This is a genomic window from Hydrogenophaga intermedia (assembly GCF_000723405.1).
GTDB classification, from domain to species: Bacteria; Pseudomonadota; Gammaproteobacteria; order Burkholderiales; family Burkholderiaceae_C; genus Hydrogenophaga; species Hydrogenophaga intermedia.
In genome coordinates, this window is record NZ_CCAE010000041.1 from 24,629 (window position 1) to 38,162 (window position 13,534).

Sequence of the window (13,534 nt, forward strand, 5' to 3'; positions counted from 1 at the left end):
GAGCGCGGGGGCGTCATTCGCCTTCGCCGAACTTGTCGTTGATGAGAGCGAGCAGCGCGTCCATCGCGGCGCGCTCGTCGCTGCCGTCGGTCTCGATGTCGACCACGCTGCCCATGCCGGCGGCCAGCATCATCACGCCCATGATGCTCTTGGCATTGACGCGCCGCCCGCCGCGCGACATCCACACATCGCTGAGGAAGGTGCCGGCCAGCTTGGTGAGCTTGGCCGATGCGCGGGCGTGCAGGCCCAGCTTATTGCTGATGGTCGCGGTGGTCTTGATCATGCGTGGATCGTCGGGCCTGGTTTTGCGGAGCGGTGACGGCAACCTGCATCACGCCCTGCGTGGCGCCGATGATGGCGCGCGAGATCAGGGCGTCGAGCGACTCGTGGCGGTAGCTCACGGTGCGCAGCAGCATCGGCAGGTTGACGCCGCAGACGAGCTTGCTGCGCACGCCATCGACCAGGCGCTGGGCCACGTTGCACGGCGTGGCGCCGAACATGTCGGTGACCACCAGGGTCTGCGGTTTCGCCATCTGGGCCATGAGGGCACGCGCCTGCGCCAGGGTTTCCTCGGGTGGCACGTTGGGCTGCACGTCCAGCGCCACCACCGCGTCCTGCGCGTCGGGGAACACGTGCAGCACGCATTGCCGCAGGGCAGAGGCCAGCGGCGCGTGCGCGATCAGCAGAATGCCGTTCATGCGCGCAGTGTAGCGGCGCGGTCCCGCTCGATGCGGCGCCAGCCGCGCCAGAAGACCGCGTAGGCCCCCACGCAGCACAGCGCGAAAAGCCCCACCGCGCCCCGGTAGCGATCGGGCTCGCTCCACCCGAACACGCTCAGCGCGTCAATGGCCAGGCCGATGCCCCACTGCAGCATGAACACACCGCCGAAGATGACCAGGTTGTAGGCCGACAGCGCGCGGCCCGCGGCCTGTGGCGGCAGCGCCAGCGCCACGGCGGGCTGCGACAGCGAGACGAAGGTGGAGCCGACACAGAAGAGCGCCCACAGCCCCCAGCCCGCGCGCGGGCCGAGCCAGGCGATGGCAACGATCACGGCGAGACTCAAGGGCAGGCCCCAGCCGATGAGGGACTCGGGCCGGATGCCACGGCGCGCCAGGTGCGGGTTCACCACGCCCCAGGTCCAGAAGGCCAGCAGCATGCTCAGGTTGATGGCGAACAGACCCGCGGCCGCCTGTTCAGGCGTGTAGCCGGCCACGTTCACCATCCACGGCCCGGCCCACAGCGCCTGCACCGCGACCATGCCGCCGTAGTTGATGAAACCCACCGGCACCATGGTGCGGAAGTAGGGGTGGCGCCAGATGTGGGCATAGCCGGCATCGGGCCCGCCCGCAGCAGGAGCCGGCACCCCCGCGGCGGGCTTCCACGCCGGCACCGACCAGGCCAGCACCGCAATCGCCAGCACGAACAGCGCGGCCAGCGCCCAGAACAGGCCGCGCCAGCCGATCACGGGGAGCAGCCACTGCACCGGCAACGTGGAGGCCACCATGCCCATGGAGCCGGTCATCAGCATCCAGGAGTTGGCGCGCAACTGCGCGGCCGGGCTCAACCAGCGGCGAAACCCGGTGAGCGGCGCCATGAGGCACGCGCTGAGCCCCATGCCGGTGAGCACGCGCGCGGCCAGCAGGCCGACGAAACTGCCCGCCAGCGCGAAGGCCACGCAGCCCGCGACGGCCATGGCGAGGAAAGCCAGCACGACGCGCTTGGGTCCGTGGTGGTCGAGCCAGCGGCCCATGGGCAACTGCGTGAGCGCAAAGCCGAAGAAGTAGCCGCCCGCCAGCAGGCCGAGGTCGCCGGGCGTGAGCGACATTTCTGCGCTGAGCGTGGGCGAGAGCGTGGCCGCGATGGCGCGCACCAGGGCCGACAGGAAGTAAGTGCCGGCGAAGACGAGGAAGACCGCCACCGCCAGGCGCGGGCTGAGCAGGCCGTTGTCGGTGGAAGCGTTCATGGCAACCGCAACCCGTCGAAAAAAGTCGAGGCAAGCTCGGGGTCGATGGCGCGGCCGTAGATGGCCGCGTGCACGAGGCGGCCGCCCTGCGCGGCGTGCAGCGCGCGCACGGTGACAGGCTCGCCGCGGGGATCGCGTCCGCCAGCCTGCAGGCCCAGGGCGCGATCGGTGCCAGGCACGGCGGCGGGCCATTGCGCGGCGGGGTCGTCGGCCAAGGCAGGGTCGGCGTGCACGGCCACCAGCGTGGCACGGCGCCAGGCGTCGAGCGCGAGCGCGGCGCGAGCGGCGTCGCCGGCGTCGAGCCAAGCCACGGCGAAGGTCAGGCCGCCGGTATCGCAGCTCAGCATGTGCAGCGTGGCGTTCAGGCCACCCAGCGGCACCTCGCGTTCGGCTCGGTCGGGCTTGCAGGGCATGAGTGCCTGCACCGGCGCGCCGTCGGCGCGCACGGTGCGCCAGTTGAAGGTGGGCGAGCAGGCGGCGAAGAGCAGCAGCGCGGCCAGGGCGCCGGCGAGTCGTCTGGTTCGGGTCATGGGGCAGGAAGGGCGCCACCACGCCTGGGCGACACCGGAGGCGCGATCGTGTCGCGCACAATGCACGGATGAATGCACTGGATGGTATCCGCATCCTCGACTGCTCCCGGGTGCTCGCCGGCCCCTGGTGCACCCAGACGCTGGCCGACCTGGGCGCCGACGTGGTGAAGGTGGAGCGCCCGCGCGGGCCGAACCACCCTGGCGGCGACGACACGCGTGGCTGGGGCCCTCCCTTCCTGCGCGGGCGCGACGGCCAGGACACCGCCGAGGCGGCCTACTACCTGGGCGCCAACCGCAACAAGCGCTCCATCACCTGTGACCTGTCACTGCCCGAAGGCCAGGCGCTGATCCGCGAGTTGGCCGCCAAGGCCGACGTGTTCGTGGAGAACTACAAGGTGGGCGACATGGCGCGCTACGGGCTGGACTTCGCTGCGCTGCGCGCGATCAACCCGCGCCTGGTCTATTGCTCCATCACCGGTTTTGGCCAGACGGGCCCCTACAAGGACCGCGCGGGCTACGACTACGCGGTGCAGGGCATGGGCGGCCTGATGAGCCTCACCGGCGAGCGCGACGACCTGCCCGGCGGCGGCCCGCAGAAGGTGGGCGTGGCGGTGGCCGACCTGTTCACGGGGCTGTATTCGACGGTGGCCATCCAGGCCGCGCTGCGCCATGCCGAGCGCACCGGCGAGGGCCAGCACATCGACATGGCCTTGCTGGACACCCAGGTGGCGATGCTGGCCAACCTGGGCGCGAACTACCTGGTGCGCGGCCGTGAGGACGGCAAGGTGCCGGGCCGCGCGGGCAACGCGCACGCCAATATCGTGCCCTACCAGGTGTTCGAGGTCGCGCCCGACGCGGACGGCCATGCGCAACACATCATTCTGGCCGTGGGCAACGACGGCCAGTTCGCCAAGTTCTGCGAGGTCGCGGGCCGACCCGAACTGGCCCGCGACGAGCGCTTCGCACGCAACCAGAGCCGGGTGCGCCACCGCGCCGTGCTGGTGCCGATGCTGGAGGCCGTGATGAAGGCGCGCGGCAAGGCCGACTGGCTGGCCGCGCTGGAAGCCGCCAAGGTGCCCTGCGGTCCCATCAACGACCTGGCCGAGGTCTTCGCCGACCCGCAGGTGCGCGCGCGCGGCATGGTCCACACCTGGGCGCACCCGCTGGCCGACGCGGTGGACCTCGTGGCCAGCCCCATCAAGATGAGCGCCACCCCCGTGCGCAACGACCGCCCCCCGCCCCTGATGGGCGAACACACCGACGAGGTGCTGGCCGAGTGGCTGGGCGCCGACGCCGCGCGGCTCGCGCAACTTCGCGCCAGCGGCGCGATCTGACCCGACATGGCCTACCAACCCCTGCCCACCCCGAAATCCCTGCGCGCGGCGGCCGATGCCACGGCCGCTCGTGGCGAGCCCCTGGTCGTGATGGTCACGCTGCGCGGCTGCGTCTATTGCGAGTTGGTGCGCAACAGCTACCTGCACCCGCTCATGCGCGAGGGCCGGCTGATCGCCGTGCAGATCGACTTCCAGGACAAGACCACCCCCATCCAGGACTTCGCCGGTCGCACCACCACGCCCGCCACGCTGGTGGACGAGTGGAAGGTGCGCCTGACCCCGACGGTGTTCTTCTTTGGCCCCGACGGACGCGAACTGGCCGAGCGGCTGGAGGGCGTGACCTCGACCGACTTCTACGGCAGCTACCTGGATGACCGGCTGGACACTGCCAGGAGCAAGCTGAAGAAGTAGCGTTCGCTCACTTCATCGAGCCAAACACCTTCTTCAGGATGGCGCTGCCCGTGCCCACGGGGTCCTGGCGGATCTTGCGCTCCTCGTCGCCGATGATGGTGTAGAGACCGTCGAGCGACTTGCCAGTGACGTAACGCTCGATGTTGGCGTCCTCCTTCTTCACCAGTCCGAAGCCCGAGGCTTTCTCGGCCACGCGGTTGTAGCTGCGCGCCAGCCCCACCTTCTCCGTGGTGCGCGTCACCACGGGCAGGAATTTCTCGCCCAGCGGCACGCGGGTCTTGTCGGCGAAGAAGCGGGTGACGGAATCGTCGCCACCTGACAGGATGTTCTTGGCGTCGGTCACGCTCATGGACTTGACGGCGTTGACCAGCAGGTCCTTGCCCATGGGCACGGCCTGCTCCGCTGCGCGGTTCATGCCGGTGATGAGCTCGTCCACCCGCTTGCCCTGGCCCGCGAAGTTGAGCAGCTTGGCGGCGTCCTCCAGGTAACCGGGCAGGGGAATCCGAACTTTCGGGTTGCCCAGGAATCCATCGGTCTTGCCCAGCAAGGCCACCGCGGCCAGCGCGCCCTTCTCGAGTGCGGTGCGGATGCCGGCGGTGGCGTCCTTGTTCGACAGGTCGGACAGGGACAAGGCCCAGGCTTGGCGCTGGGCGGCGACAATCAGCAATCCCAGGCTGCCCAGGGACAGGTGATGAAACTGGCGGCGCTGCATGTGGGTGCTCCCTAACGTGGATGCGAGGCGGGCACTGTAGATGGTGAAGCAGGAAATGACAAACACGATGACATTGGCGCGCGGCCCGAACCGCCGTCGGGTGCTGGGAACGGGCTTGGCGCTGGGCGCCGCGGGCGCGCTGGGCCTGAGCGGCTGCGCCGGGCGCGAGGCCGCGCCCGAATCCACCTTCGTGCTGCTCGACGGCAGCAAGGCCACCACCGCTGGATTGCGCGGCAAGGTGACTCTGGTGAACTTCTGGGCCACCACCTGCGTGACCTGCGTGAAGGAAATGCCCGCGCTCGTGGACACGCACCTGAAGTACGCGCCGCGCGGCTACGACACGGTCGCCGTGGCCATGAGTTACGACCCGCCGGCCTGGGTGCTGAACTTCGCGCAGTCGCGCCAGTTGCCGTTCAAGGTGGCGATCGACAACACTGGCGACATCGCCAAGGCCTGGGGCGACGTGAAGCTCACGCCCACCACCTACCTGCTCGACAAGCAAGGGCGCATCGTCAAGCGCTACGTGGGCGAGCCCGAGATGGGCGCGCTGCACCAGTTGATTGAAGAACTGCTGGCGGCTTGACCACGCGGCGCAGGAAAGACAAAGGCCGGGATCACCCGGCCTTTGTCTTTCGGGGCGGCAGGCGCCGCGCTCAGTTCTTGCGGAAGTCGTCGTGGCAGGCCTTGCAACTGGCACCGGCGGCGCCAAAGGCCGCCTTGATCTGGTCCAGATTGCCGGTCTTGGCCGCCGCGTTCAGCTTCGCCACCTCGGTCATCATCTTCTCGCTGGCCGCCTTGAACTTCGCCTGCTCGGTCCAGACCTCCGGCTCGGCCCGCGAGTCGCCCTTGTCAGTGCCGGGGCCGAAGGCTTCCCAGGGCAACTTGCTCATCGCTTCCGCAATACCGGCACTCTCGGCCGCCACCTTGGCGTCGAAAGGCATGCGGCCATTGGCCATGGCGCCCACACGGCTGAAGTGGGTGGCCAGCACCGTGAAGGATGCCTTGCGGTACTTGATGGCGTCATCGGGCCGTTGAAACTGGGCCGTGGCCGGAGCGGACACGGCGACGGCGGCCAAGGCCAGAACGAGCGGAGCGATCTTCTGCATTAAAACTCCTATGGGATGTTGAGCGTCGATTCGTGGGATCGACGCTCGCTGAGCTTGCCATGACGGCTAAAGTTCCGATGAACGGAGAGCCCGATTCCCGATCCATTGGCTGACCCGTCATCAACACCTCATCAACATGTACGTCATCCGCATCTGGGACCTCCCCACCCGCCTCTTCCACTGGCTGCTCGTCCTGTGCGTTGGAGGACTCATCGCCACCGGCACGGTTGGCGGCGTCTGGATGGAGTGGCACTTGCGCTTGGGCTATGCTGTGCTGACGCTGCTGCTGTTCCGCCTCTTGTGGGGCTTCCTGGGCGGACGCTGGTCGCGCTTCGCCAGCTTCATCTACTCGCCGCGCTCACTGATGGACTATCTGCGCGGACAGGCACCGCTGGAACACACCGCGGGTCACACGCCGCTGGGCGCGCTGTCGGTGTTCGCACTGCTGCTGGCCTTGGCCACCCAGGTAGGCACCGGCCTGATGAGCGACGACGAGATCGCGACCTTCGGGCCGCTGGCGCGTTTCGTCTCCGGCGACACCGTGTTAGCCGCCACCGGCTTTCACAAGGACATCGGTCAATACCTGGTGATCGGCCTCGTCGCGCTACACCTGCTGGCTATCGTCTGGTACCGCGCTGTCAGGCGCCAATCGCTGACCAAGCCCATGGTGCTGGGCAACAAACACCTATTCTCGCCGGTCGCCCCCTCGAGCGACGGCCTTTGGGACCGCATCATGGCCGCGGCCCTGCTGGGGGTGTGCGCGGTTTTTGTAGGCTGGCTGGTCAGCGTCGGCTACGCGTTCTGAGACATGGGTGGGTGAAGGCCAGGACCGGCGGATTGCCTTATATTGCCGTTTCGCCCTTCCCCGGCGGCCTGCGTGTCGCCCATTGAACCGATGCCAGAGACGCCTTCAGCCGCCATCGAACTGCGGTTGGCCGAAACCCCCGACGACATCCAGGCAGTGCGCGAACTCTTCCTGGACTATCAGGCCTCGCTCGACGTGGACCTGTGCTTTCAGGGCTTCCAGGAGGAGTTGCAGCATCTGCCCGGTGACTATGCGCCGCCCGCGGGCGCCCTGCTGCTGGCGCTGGTGGATGGCGCGCCCGCAGGCTGCTGCGCCCTGCGCCCCCTGCCCAACGTCGATCACCCCGACGCCTGCGAAATGAAACGGCTGTTCGTGCGCCCCGCGTTTCGCGGCTTCGGGCTGGGGCGGCTGCTGGTCGACCGCCTGCTGGTGCTGGGCCAGATGGGGGGCTACGCCACCATGCTGCTCGACACCCTGTCGGACATGGAGGCGGCGCGCGCCCTCTACCAGGAAACCGGCTTTGTCGAGATCGCGCCTTACTACCACAACCCCCTGCCGGGGGCGCACTACCTGAAGGTCAGCCTCTGATTCAGGCGGCCTTCGCCTGCGCCAGCAACGTGCCGGCGTCGCTCACCTCGAACTTGCCTGGGGCTTCGACGTTGAGCGTCTTGACCACACCGTCCTTGACCAGCATGGAGTAGCGGTTGCTGCGCAGGCCCATGCCCCGCCCGGTAAGGTCCAGGGTCAGGCCCGTCGCCTTGGTGTAGTCGGCGCTGCCGTCGCCCAGCATGCGCACCAGTCCATTGGTTTTCTGGTCGCGTGCCCAGGCACCCATCACGAAGGCGTCGTTCACGCTGATGCACCAGATCTCGTCCACACCGGCGGCTGAGAAGTCGGCCGCCTGCTGCACGAAGCCCGGCACGTGCTTGGCCGAACATGTGGGCGTGAAGGCGCCCGGCAGCGCGAAGATAGCGATCGTCTTGCCTGCGGCGGCCTTCTGCACGTCCACCGGGTTCGGGCCGATGCTGCAGCCATTGCCCTCGACTTCGCTGTATTCCATCAGCGTGCCAGCGGGCAGTTTGTCTCCGACCTTGATCATGGTTTCTCCTTGTTTGGTTGAGGGCTGAAAACAAAAAAAGCGACCGGATTGTCGGTCGCTTTTTTGATGCGCGCAGCGCAGAGTCTGGAATGAGACTCAGACGATGGCGGCTTTCTGCACCAAGCGGCTGGCCACCCAGTTCTTGGTCTTCGAGATCGGGCGGCTCTCCGTGATCTCGATCAGGTCACCCAGCTTGTACTCGCCGTTTTCGTCGTGGGCGTGATACTTGCTGGACTTGATCACGATCTTGTCGTAGATAGGGTGCTTCACGCGACGCTCCACAAGGACCGTCACGGTCTTGGTGCGTTTGTCGCTCACCACCTTGCCGACCAGGGTGCGCTTCAATGCGGGTTTGGCTTCGGTCATGCTTGGCTCCTTACTTGGCGGCTTCGCGCTGCTTCTCGGCCAGGATGGTCTTGGCGCGAGCAATGGCACGGCGGGTGTCGCCCAGCGTGGCGGTGTTGTTGAGTTGTTGCGTGGCCTTCTGCATGCGAAGACCGAAATGGGCCTTCTGCAGTGACTTGATCTCGGCTTCCAGGCCGGCCACATCCTTCTGGCGCAGTTCAGCAGATTTCATTGCATGTTCTCCTGAATCACTGACCCAGCATGCGCGTCACGAACGTGGTGCGCAGGGGAAGTTTGGCGGCGGCCAGGGCGAAGGCTTCGCGAGCGAGCTGCTCGGGCACGCCCACGATCTCGTACAGCACCTTGCCGGGCTGAATTTCGGCCACGTAGTATTCGACCGAGCCTTTGCCGTTGCCCATACGGACCTCGGCGGGTTTTTGCGAGATCGGCTTGTCCGGGAACACGCGAATCCAGATCCGGCCACCACGCTTGACGTGACGGGAGATCGCGCGGCGCGCGGCCTCGATCTGACGGGCCGTTAGGCGACCGCGGTCGGTGGACTTCAGGCCGAAGTCGCCGAAGGCGACCGTGGCGCCGCTGGTGGCGACGCCGGTGTTACGGCCCTTCTGCTCCTTGCGGTACTTGCGGCGAGCGGGTTGCAACATGTTTATTCTCCTTTGCCGTCCGCAGCTGCAGGTGCGGGTGCGTCTTTGCGTACGCGCTTAACGGCGGGTTTGGAATCACCACCCGTGGCTTCGGCAGGCTTGTCGCTGCCATCGGCCGGAGCGGTGTTGGTGCCACGGCGCACGGCGGCTCGGGCGGTCGGGCCGGCCGGACGCTCGCTGCGCTCACGGCGCGGGCCACGCGGGCGGCGCTCTTCTTCTGGGCGCGGCTCGGTCACCACCGGGGCGTCGTTGCGACCCAGGGTGTCGCCCTTGTAGACCCACACCTTCACGCCGATGACGCCATAAGTCGTCTTGGCTTCGGAGGTGCCGTAGTCGATGTCGGCGCGCAGGGTGTGCAGGGGCACGCGACCTTCGCGGTACCACTCGGTGCGGGCGATCTCGATGCCGTTCAGACGACCGGCGCTCATGATCTTGATGCCCTGAGCACCCAGGCGCATGGCGTTCTGCATCGCGCGCTTCATTGCGCGGCGGAACATGATGCGCTTCTCGAGCTGCTGGGTAATCGAGTCGGCGATCAGCTTGGCATCGATCTCGGGCTTGCGCACCTCTTCGATGTTGACGGCCACTGGCACGCCCAGCTTGGCGGCCAGCTCTTTCTTCAGCTTCTCGATGTCCTCGCCCTTCTTGCCGATCACCACGCCCGGACGTGCCGAGTAGATGGTGATGCGAGCGTTTTTGGCGGGGCGCTCGATGACCACGCGCGAGACGGCGGCGTTCTTGAGCTTGGCCTTCAGGTACTCACGCACCTTGATGTCTTCGGCCAGCATGCCGGCGAAGTCGCGGTTGCTGGCGTACCAACGGCTGGCCCAGTTGCGCGAGACGGCCAGGCGGAAGCCGGTCGGGTTGATTTTTTGTCCCATGTTCCTGTGCCTCTCAGTTGCCGACCGTCACGTAGATGTGACACGTGGGTTTGCTGATGCGGTTGCCGCGGCCCTTGGCGCGCGCCTCAAACCGTTTCAGCGTCGTGCCTTGCTCGACGTAGATCGTCTTGACGCGCAGCTCATCGATGTCGGCGCCGTCGTTGTGCTCGGCGTTGGCGATGGCGGACTCCAGGGCCTTCTTCACGATGCCGGCGGCCTTCTTCTGGGTGAAGGTCAGGATGTTGAGGGCCTGATCGACCTTCTTGCCACGAATCAGGTCGGCCACGAGGCGGCCTTTGTCCACCGACAGGCGCACGCCACGGACGACAGAGCGGGTTTCCGTACTCATGGTGGTTCCTTACTTCTTGGCTTTCTTGTCGCCCGGGTGACCCTTGAACGTGCGGGTCAGGGAGAACTCGCCGAGCTTGTGACCGACCATCTGGTCGGTGATGTACACGGGCACGTGCTGCTTGCCGTTGTGCACGGCAATCGTCAGACCGATGAACTCGGGCAGGATCATCGAGCGGCGCGACCAGGTTTTGACCGGCTTCTTGTCCTTATTGGCCTGGGCCTTCTCGACCTTGGCCATCAGGTGATGGTCCACGAAGGGACCTTTTTTGAGCGAACGAGACATTTGGTCAGCCCCTTACTTCTTGCGACGCGAGACGATCATCGACTGCGTGCGGCGGTTGTTGCGGGTGCGGTAACCCTTGGTCAGGTTGCCCCACGGATCCACCGGAGCGCGGCCTTCGCCGGTCTTGCCTTCACCACCACCGTGCGGGTGGTCGATCGGGTTCATCGCGGTACCACGCACGGTCGGGCGAATGCCCATGTGGCGCACGGCACCGGCCTTGCCGATCTGGCGCAGGCTGTGCTCGGTGTTGGACACCTCGCCGATGGTGGCGCGACAATCCACGTGGATCTTGCGCACTTCGCCAGAGCGCATGCGCACCTGGGCGTAGATGCCTTCACGGGCTAGCAGCACGGCGGAGGCACCGGCCGAGCGCGCGATCTGCGCACCCTTGCCAACCTGCAGCTCGATGCAGTGGATGGTCGAACCCACAGGGATGTTGCGGATCGGCAAGGTGTTGCCCACGCGGATCGGCGACTCCGAGCCCGACAACAACGTGGCGCCCACCTCGACGCCGCGCGGTGCAATGATGTAGCGGCGCTCGCCATCGGCGTAGCACAGCAGCGCAATATGTGCGGTGCGGTTCGGGTCGTACTCGATTCGCTCGACCTTTGCCGGAATGTTGTCCTTGTTGCGGCGGAAGTCGACTACGCGATAGTGGTGCTTGGCACCACCGCCCTTGTGGCGCGTCGTGATGTGGCCGTTGTTGTTGCGGCCAGCCTTCTGGAACTGGGGCTCCAGCAACGGCGCGTAGCCATCCCCCTTGTGCAGGTGATCGCGCGTGACCTTCACCATGCCGCGACGGCCTGGCGAAGTCGGTTTCATCTTGATGACAGCCATGATTACGCGGCCTCCCCACCGAAGTTGAGTTCCTGACCGGGCATCAGCGTAACGTAGGCTTTGCGCACGTGGTCGCGGCGGCCAACGGTCTTGCCGAAGCGCTTGGTCTTGCCCTTTTGGTTCACGACCGACACACCCTTGACCTGCACCTTGAACATCAGTTCGACAGCGGCTTTGATCTCGGGTTTGGTGGCGTCGCGCAGGACCTTGAAGAGCACGGCGTTGGATTGTTCAGCGGCCTGCGTGGCCTTCTCGGACACGATCGGTGCCACGAGGACCTGCATCAGGCGACCTTCGTCGTATTGGGCGGTGCTCATGCGAACATCTCCTTGAGCTGGTCAATCGCCGCTTTGGTGACGATCACTTGCTTGTAGTGCACCAGCGACAGCGGGTCGGCGTAACGGGGCTCCACCACCAGAACGTTGACCAGGTTGCGCGAGGCCAGGTACAGGTTCTCATCAACCTCGTCCGCGATCACGAGGACCGACGACTTCAAGTTCATGGCCTTGAACTTGTCGGCCAGCTGCTTGGTCTTGGGCGAGTCGACCTTGATCGACTCAACCACGGACAGGCGGCCTTCACGCACGAGTTGCGAGAAGATGGACGCCATACCGGCGCGGTACATCTTCTTGTTGATCTTCTGGGTGAAGTTCTCGTCCGGGCTATTCGGGAAGATGCGACCGCCCCCGCGCCACAGCGGCGAGGACGTCATACCGGCGCGTGCACGGCCAGTGCCCTTCTGCTTGAACGGCTTCTTGGTCGAGTGCTTGACCATCTGGCGGTCTTTTTGCGCACGCGTTCCTTGACGGGCATTGGCCTGATACGCCACCACGAGTTGGTGGATCAGGGCTTCGTTGTAGTCACGGCCAAACACGGTCTCGGGCACGTCCAGCTTGGACGCGGCCTGACCTTGGTCGTTGAGGAGTTCGACTTGCATCAGTTCGCTCCTTTGGCGGCGCTGGCCTTGACGGCGGGACGCACGGTGACGAAACCGCCCTTGGCACCGGGCACGGCGCCACGAATCAGCAGCAGCTGACGGGCTTCGTCGATGCGCACGATGTCGAGGTTCTGAATAGTCTTGGTGACGTCGCCCAGGTGGCCCGTCATCTTTTTGCCCGGGAACACGCGGCCCGGGTCTTGCGCCATGGAAATTGAACCCGGCACGTTATGCGAACGGCTGTTGCCGTGCGACGCGCGCTGCGAGCTGAAGTTGTGGCGCTTGATGGTGCCGGCAAAGCCTTTGCCGATCGAGGTGCCCTGCACGTCGACCTTCTGGCCTTGCGAGAACAGCTTCTTGACGTCGACGACGTCGCCCGGCTTGTACTCGGCGGCGACCTCGGCGGTCACGCGGAACTCGAGGATGATCTCGCCGGCTTCGACACCCGCCTTGGCGAGGTGGCCCGCAATGGGCTTGATGACGCGTGAGGCACGGCGCTTACCGAACGTGACCTGCAGCGCGTCGTAGCCATCGTTGGCCTGGGTTTTGACCTGGGTGACGCGGTTGTTTGACACGTCGACCACCGTGACAGGCACTGCGTCCCCGTCATCGGTGAACAGGCGCATCATGCCCACCTTGCGGCCCAACAACCCGAGGGAGTTGCTCAGACTCATTGTTTTCTCCGTTCCCGACTTCAATTGGCCGGGGCTGATGGCGCGCGGCCCGAGAACCGCGCTTGAATGGCCCACACTTAGGTGCCGCCACGAAATCTCCGGCCCGCAAGCCGGAAAGCCCGCCAGTATAGCCAGCGGGCTCTCTTTGTGCAAGTCCGCCGGGCGAAAGCCCGACAAACAGATCAGCAGCAAATTACTGCAGCTTGATCTCCACGTCCACGCCGGCAGGCAGGTCAAGTTTCATCAGCGCGTCCACCGTCTTGTCGGTCGGGTCCACGATGTCCATCAGGCGCTGATGGGTGCGAATCTCGAGCTGGTCGCGGCTGGTCTTGTTCACGTGCGGCGAGCGCAGGATGTCAAACCGCTTCATGCGCGTCGGCAAAGGCACGGGGCCCTTGACGATGGCACCGGTGCGCTTGGCGGTTTCGACGATCTCGGCGGCCGAGGTGTCGATCAGCTTGTAGTCGAACGCCTTGAGGCGAATCCGGATTTTTTGTTTGGTAGCAGCCATGAAACCGCTCCTTACTCGATGATTTTGGCCACGACGCCGGCGCCGACGGTGCGACCGCCCTCGCGGATGGCGAAGCGCAGACCTTCTTCC

24 protein-coding genes are annotated in these 13,534 nt (G+C 66.1%); 5 read left to right on the forward strand and 19 right to left on the reverse strand.

Going from position 1 to position 13,534, the window contains the following annotated elements; all coding sequences use genetic code 11:
• Positions 1 to 13: 13 nt before the first annotated feature.
• The 4 genes from BN948_RS19000 to BN948_RS19015 are packed head-to-tail and all read right to left on the reverse strand — an operon-like array spanning position 14 to position 2,493.
• A complete protein-coding gene (locus BN948_RS19000) occupies positions 14 to 283 on the reverse strand; it encodes an HPr family phosphocarrier protein (RefSeq protein WP_009519284.1) in 270 nt (89 codons plus the stop codon).
• The gene (locus BN948_RS19005) at positions 252 to 698 is read right to left on the reverse strand and encodes a PTS sugar transporter subunit IIA (RefSeq protein WP_009519285.1); all 447 of its coding nucleotides are present in this window, start codon (positions 696 to 698) and stop codon (positions 252 to 254) included. The genes BN948_RS19000 and BN948_RS19005 overlap by 32 nt, the downstream gene beginning before the upstream one ends.
• Positions 695 to 1,963, reverse strand: coding sequence for an MFS transporter (locus BN948_RS19010; protein WP_009519286.1), 1,269 nt, complete (start codon positions 1,961 to 1,963; stop codon positions 695 to 697). The genes BN948_RS19005 and BN948_RS19010 overlap by 4 nt, the downstream gene beginning before the upstream one ends.
• On the reverse strand, positions 1,960 to 2,493 hold the full coding sequence (locus BN948_RS19015) for a hypothetical protein (RefSeq protein WP_009519287.1): 534 nt from the start codon (positions 2,491 to 2,493) through the stop codon (positions 1,960 to 1,962). Before BN948_RS19015 ends, BN948_RS19010 begins: the two co-directional genes overlap by 4 nt.
• A 68-nt stretch (positions 2,494 to 2,561) precedes the next feature.
• Between BN948_RS19015 and BN948_RS19020 the strand changes: the two genes are divergently transcribed.
• Both BN948_RS19020 and BN948_RS19025 read left to right on the forward strand, forming a co-directional pair.
• Positions 2,562 to 3,827, forward strand: a complete 1,266-nt coding sequence (locus BN948_RS19020) for a CaiB/BaiF CoA transferase family protein (protein ID WP_009519288.1) — start codon at positions 2,562 to 2,564, stop codon at positions 3,825 to 3,827.
• A gap of 6 nt (positions 3,828 to 3,833) precedes the next feature.
• Entirely contained in the window at positions 3,834 to 4,238 is a 405-nt protein-coding gene (locus BN948_RS19025; protein WP_009519289.1) for a thioredoxin family protein, read from the forward strand.
• Positions 4,239 to 4,245: 7 nt separating this feature from the next.
• On the opposite strand, the gene BN948_RS19030 is transcribed toward BN948_RS19025, so the two are convergent.
• Entirely contained in the window at positions 4,246 to 4,950 is a 705-nt protein-coding gene (locus BN948_RS19030) for a DUF4197 domain-containing protein (protein ID WP_009519290.1), read from the reverse strand.
• Positions 4,951 to 5,005: 55 nt separating this feature from the next.
• On the opposite strand from BN948_RS19030, the gene BN948_RS19035 reads away from it, so the two are divergent.
• Positions 5,006 to 5,533: a TlpA family protein disulfide reductase gene (locus tag BN948_RS19035; RefSeq protein WP_236953898.1), complete on the forward strand. Its 528-nt coding sequence runs from the start codon at positions 5,006 to 5,008 to the stop codon at positions 5,531 to 5,533.
• A gap of 70 nt (positions 5,534 to 5,603) precedes the next feature.
• Here the strand turns inward: BN948_RS19035 and BN948_RS19040 are convergent, their stop codons facing one another.
• A complete protein-coding gene (locus BN948_RS19040) occupies positions 5,604 to 6,056 on the reverse strand; it encodes a c-type cytochrome (RefSeq protein WP_009519292.1) in 453 nt (150 codons plus the stop codon).
• Between the two features lie 136 nt (positions 6,057 to 6,192).
• Between BN948_RS19040 and BN948_RS19045 the strand changes: the two genes are divergently transcribed.
• The gene (locus BN948_RS19045; RefSeq protein ID WP_009519293.1) at positions 6,193 to 6,861 is read left to right on the forward strand and encodes a cytochrome b/b6 domain-containing protein; all 669 of its coding nucleotides are present in this window, start codon (positions 6,193 to 6,195) and stop codon (positions 6,859 to 6,861) included.
• A gap of 90 nt (positions 6,862 to 6,951) precedes the next feature.
• Positions 6,952 to 7,449 (forward strand): GNAT family N-acetyltransferase, encoded by a 498-nt coding sequence (locus BN948_RS19050; RefSeq protein ID WP_009519294.1) that lies wholly within the window; start codon positions 6,952 to 6,954, stop codon positions 7,447 to 7,449.
• Between the two features lies 1 nt (position 7,450).
• Here the strand turns inward: BN948_RS19050 and BN948_RS19055 are convergent, their stop codons facing one another.
• The 13 genes from BN948_RS19055 to BN948_RS26275 form a co-directional block, all read right to left on the reverse strand.
• Positions 7,451 to 7,960 carry a peroxiredoxin gene (locus tag BN948_RS19055; protein WP_009519295.1) on the reverse strand — a complete coding sequence of 170 codons (510 nt, stop codon included), beginning with the start codon at positions 7,958 to 7,960 and terminating at the stop codon, positions 7,451 to 7,453.
• Positions 7,961 to 8,056: 96 nt separating this feature from the next.
• The gene (gene rpsQ / locus BN948_RS19060; protein ID WP_009519296.1) at positions 8,057 to 8,326 is read right to left on the reverse strand and encodes a 30S ribosomal protein S17; all 270 of its coding nucleotides are present in this window, start codon (positions 8,324 to 8,326) and stop codon (positions 8,057 to 8,059) included.
• Between the two features lie 10 nt (positions 8,327 to 8,336).
• Positions 8,337 to 8,537 carry a 50S ribosomal protein L29 gene (gene rpmC / locus BN948_RS19065; RefSeq protein WP_009519297.1) on the reverse strand — a complete coding sequence of 67 codons (201 nt, stop codon included), beginning with the start codon at positions 8,535 to 8,537 and terminating at the stop codon, positions 8,337 to 8,339.
• Between the two features lie 16 nt (positions 8,538 to 8,553).
• Positions 8,554 to 8,970, reverse strand: coding sequence for a 50S ribosomal protein L16 (gene rplP, locus BN948_RS19070; protein WP_009519298.1), 417 nt, complete (start codon positions 8,968 to 8,970; stop codon positions 8,554 to 8,556).
• Between the two features lie 2 nt (positions 8,971 to 8,972).
• The gene (rpsC, locus tag BN948_RS19075) at positions 8,973 to 9,851 is read right to left on the reverse strand and encodes a 30S ribosomal protein S3 (protein ID WP_009519299.1); all 879 of its coding nucleotides are present in this window, start codon (positions 9,849 to 9,851) and stop codon (positions 8,973 to 8,975) included.
• 13 nt (positions 9,852 to 9,864) lie between these two features.
• Positions 9,865 to 10,200, reverse strand: coding sequence for a 50S ribosomal protein L22 (gene rplV / locus BN948_RS19080; RefSeq protein ID WP_009519300.1), 336 nt, complete (start codon positions 10,198 to 10,200; stop codon positions 9,865 to 9,867).
• 9 nt (positions 10,201 to 10,209) lie between these two features.
• Positions 10,210 to 10,485, reverse strand: a complete 276-nt coding sequence (gene rpsS / locus BN948_RS19085; RefSeq protein WP_009519301.1) for a 30S ribosomal protein S19 — start codon at positions 10,483 to 10,485, stop codon at positions 10,210 to 10,212.
• Between the two features lie 12 nt (positions 10,486 to 10,497).
• Entirely contained in the window at positions 10,498 to 11,322 is an 825-nt protein-coding gene (gene rplB / locus BN948_RS19090; protein ID WP_009519302.1) for a 50S ribosomal protein L2, read from the reverse strand.
• A 2-nt stretch (positions 11,323 to 11,324) separates the two neighbouring features.
• Positions 11,325 to 11,639 carry a 50S ribosomal protein L23 gene (gene rplW, locus BN948_RS19095; RefSeq protein ID WP_009519303.1) on the reverse strand — a complete coding sequence of 105 codons (315 nt, stop codon included), beginning with the start codon at positions 11,637 to 11,639 and terminating at the stop codon, positions 11,325 to 11,327.
• Positions 11,636 to 12,259 (reverse strand): 50S ribosomal protein L4, encoded by a 624-nt coding sequence (rplD, locus tag BN948_RS19100; RefSeq protein ID WP_009519304.1) that lies wholly within the window; start codon positions 12,257 to 12,259, stop codon positions 11,636 to 11,638. Before rplD ends, rplW begins: the two co-directional genes overlap by 4 nt.
• Positions 12,259 to 12,933, reverse strand: coding sequence for a 50S ribosomal protein L3 (gene rplC / locus BN948_RS19105; protein ID WP_009519305.1), 675 nt, complete (start codon positions 12,931 to 12,933; stop codon positions 12,259 to 12,261). Before rplC ends, rplD begins: the two co-directional genes overlap by 1 nt.
• Before the next feature lie 193 nt (positions 12,934 to 13,126).
• Complete coding sequence (gene rpsJ / locus BN948_RS19110; RefSeq protein WP_009519306.1) at positions 13,127 to 13,444, reverse strand: 30S ribosomal protein S10; 318 nt, start codon at positions 13,442 to 13,444, stop codon at positions 13,127 to 13,129.
• 11 nt (positions 13,445 to 13,455) lie between these two features.
• Positions 13,456 to 13,534, reverse strand: a 79-nt coding sequence (locus BN948_RS26275) for an EF-Tu C-terminal domain-related protein (RefSeq protein WP_004557332.1), incomplete at its 5' end; no start/stop codon positions are given.

What these genes read in the sequence shown, in the direction of transcription:
- rplD (WP_009519304.1), bottom strand. Translation starts at nt 12,259, where the DNA reads ATGCAAGTCGAACTCCTCAACGACCAAGGTCAGGCCGCGTCCAAGCTG.
- BN948_RS19000 (WP_009519284.1), bottom strand. Translation starts at nt 283, where the DNA reads ATGATCAAGACCACCGCGACCATCAGCAATAAGCTGGGCCTGCACGCC.
- rplW (WP_009519303.1), bottom strand. Translation starts at nt 11,639, where the DNA reads ATGAGCACCGCCCAATACGACGAAGGTCGCCTGATGCAGGTCCTCGTG.
- BN948_RS19005 (WP_009519285.1), bottom strand. Translation starts at nt 698, where the DNA reads ATGAACGGCATTCTGCTGATCGCGCACGCGCCGCTGGCCTCTGCCCTG.
- rplV (WP_009519300.1), bottom strand. Translation starts at nt 10,200, where the DNA reads ATGAGTACGGAAACCCGCTCTGTCGTCCGTGGCGTGCGCCTGTCGGTG.
- rplC (WP_009519305.1), bottom strand. Translation starts at nt 12,933, where the DNA reads ATGAGTCTGAGCAACTCCCTCGGGTTGTTGGGCCGCAAGGTGGGCATG.
- BN948_RS19035 (WP_236953898.1), top strand. Translation starts at nt 5,006, where the DNA reads ATGACAAACACGATGACATTGGCGCGCGGCCCGAACCGCCGTCGGGTG.
- BN948_RS19025 (WP_009519289.1), top strand. Translation starts at nt 3,834, where the DNA reads ATGGCCTACCAACCCCTGCCCACCCCGAAATCCCTGCGCGCGGCGGCC.
- BN948_RS19010 (WP_009519286.1), bottom strand. Translation starts at nt 1,963, where the DNA reads ATGAACGCTTCCACCGACAACGGCCTGCTCAGCCCGCGCCTGGCGGTG.
- rpsJ (WP_009519306.1), bottom strand. Translation starts at nt 13,444, where the DNA reads ATGGCTGCTACCAAACAAAAAATCCGGATTCGCCTCAAGGCGTTCGAC.
- BN948_RS19040 (WP_009519292.1), bottom strand. Translation starts at nt 6,056, where the DNA reads ATGCAGAAGATCGCTCCGCTCGTTCTGGCCTTGGCCGCCGTCGCCGTG.
- rpmC (WP_009519297.1), bottom strand. Translation starts at nt 8,537, where the DNA reads ATGAAATCTGCTGAACTGCGCCAGAAGGATGTGGCCGGCCTGGAAGCC.
- rpsQ (WP_009519296.1), bottom strand. Translation starts at nt 8,326, where the DNA reads ATGACCGAAGCCAAACCCGCATTGAAGCGCACCCTGGTCGGCAAGGTG.
- rplB (WP_009519302.1), bottom strand. Translation starts at nt 11,322, where the DNA reads ATGGCTGTCATCAAGATGAAACCGACTTCGCCAGGCCGTCGCGGCATG.
- rpsS (WP_009519301.1), bottom strand. Translation starts at nt 10,485, where the DNA reads ATGTCTCGTTCGCTCAAAAAAGGTCCCTTCGTGGACCATCACCTGATG.
- rplP (WP_009519298.1), bottom strand. Translation starts at nt 8,970, where the DNA reads ATGTTGCAACCCGCTCGCCGCAAGTACCGCAAGGAGCAGAAGGGCCGT.
- BN948_RS19045 (WP_009519293.1), top strand. Translation starts at nt 6,193, where the DNA reads ATGTACGTCATCCGCATCTGGGACCTCCCCACCCGCCTCTTCCACTGG.
- BN948_RS19015 (WP_009519287.1), bottom strand. Translation starts at nt 2,493, where the DNA reads ATGACCCGAACCAGACGACTCGCCGGCGCCCTGGCCGCGCTGCTGCTC.
- BN948_RS19020 (WP_009519288.1), top strand. Translation starts at nt 2,562, where the DNA reads ATGAATGCACTGGATGGTATCCGCATCCTCGACTGCTCCCGGGTGCTC.
- BN948_RS19055 (WP_009519295.1), bottom strand. Translation starts at nt 7,960, where the DNA reads ATGATCAAGGTCGGAGACAAACTGCCCGCTGGCACGCTGATGGAATAC.
- BN948_RS19030 (WP_009519290.1), bottom strand. Translation starts at nt 4,950, where the DNA reads ATGCAGCGCCGCCAGTTTCATCACCTGTCCCTGGGCAGCCTGGGATTG.
- BN948_RS19050 (WP_009519294.1), top strand. Translation starts at nt 6,952, where the DNA reads ATGCCAGAGACGCCTTCAGCCGCCATCGAACTGCGGTTGGCCGAAACC.
- rpsC (WP_009519299.1), bottom strand. Translation starts at nt 9,851, where the DNA reads ATGGGACAAAAAATCAACCCGACCGGCTTCCGCCTGGCCGTCTCGCGC.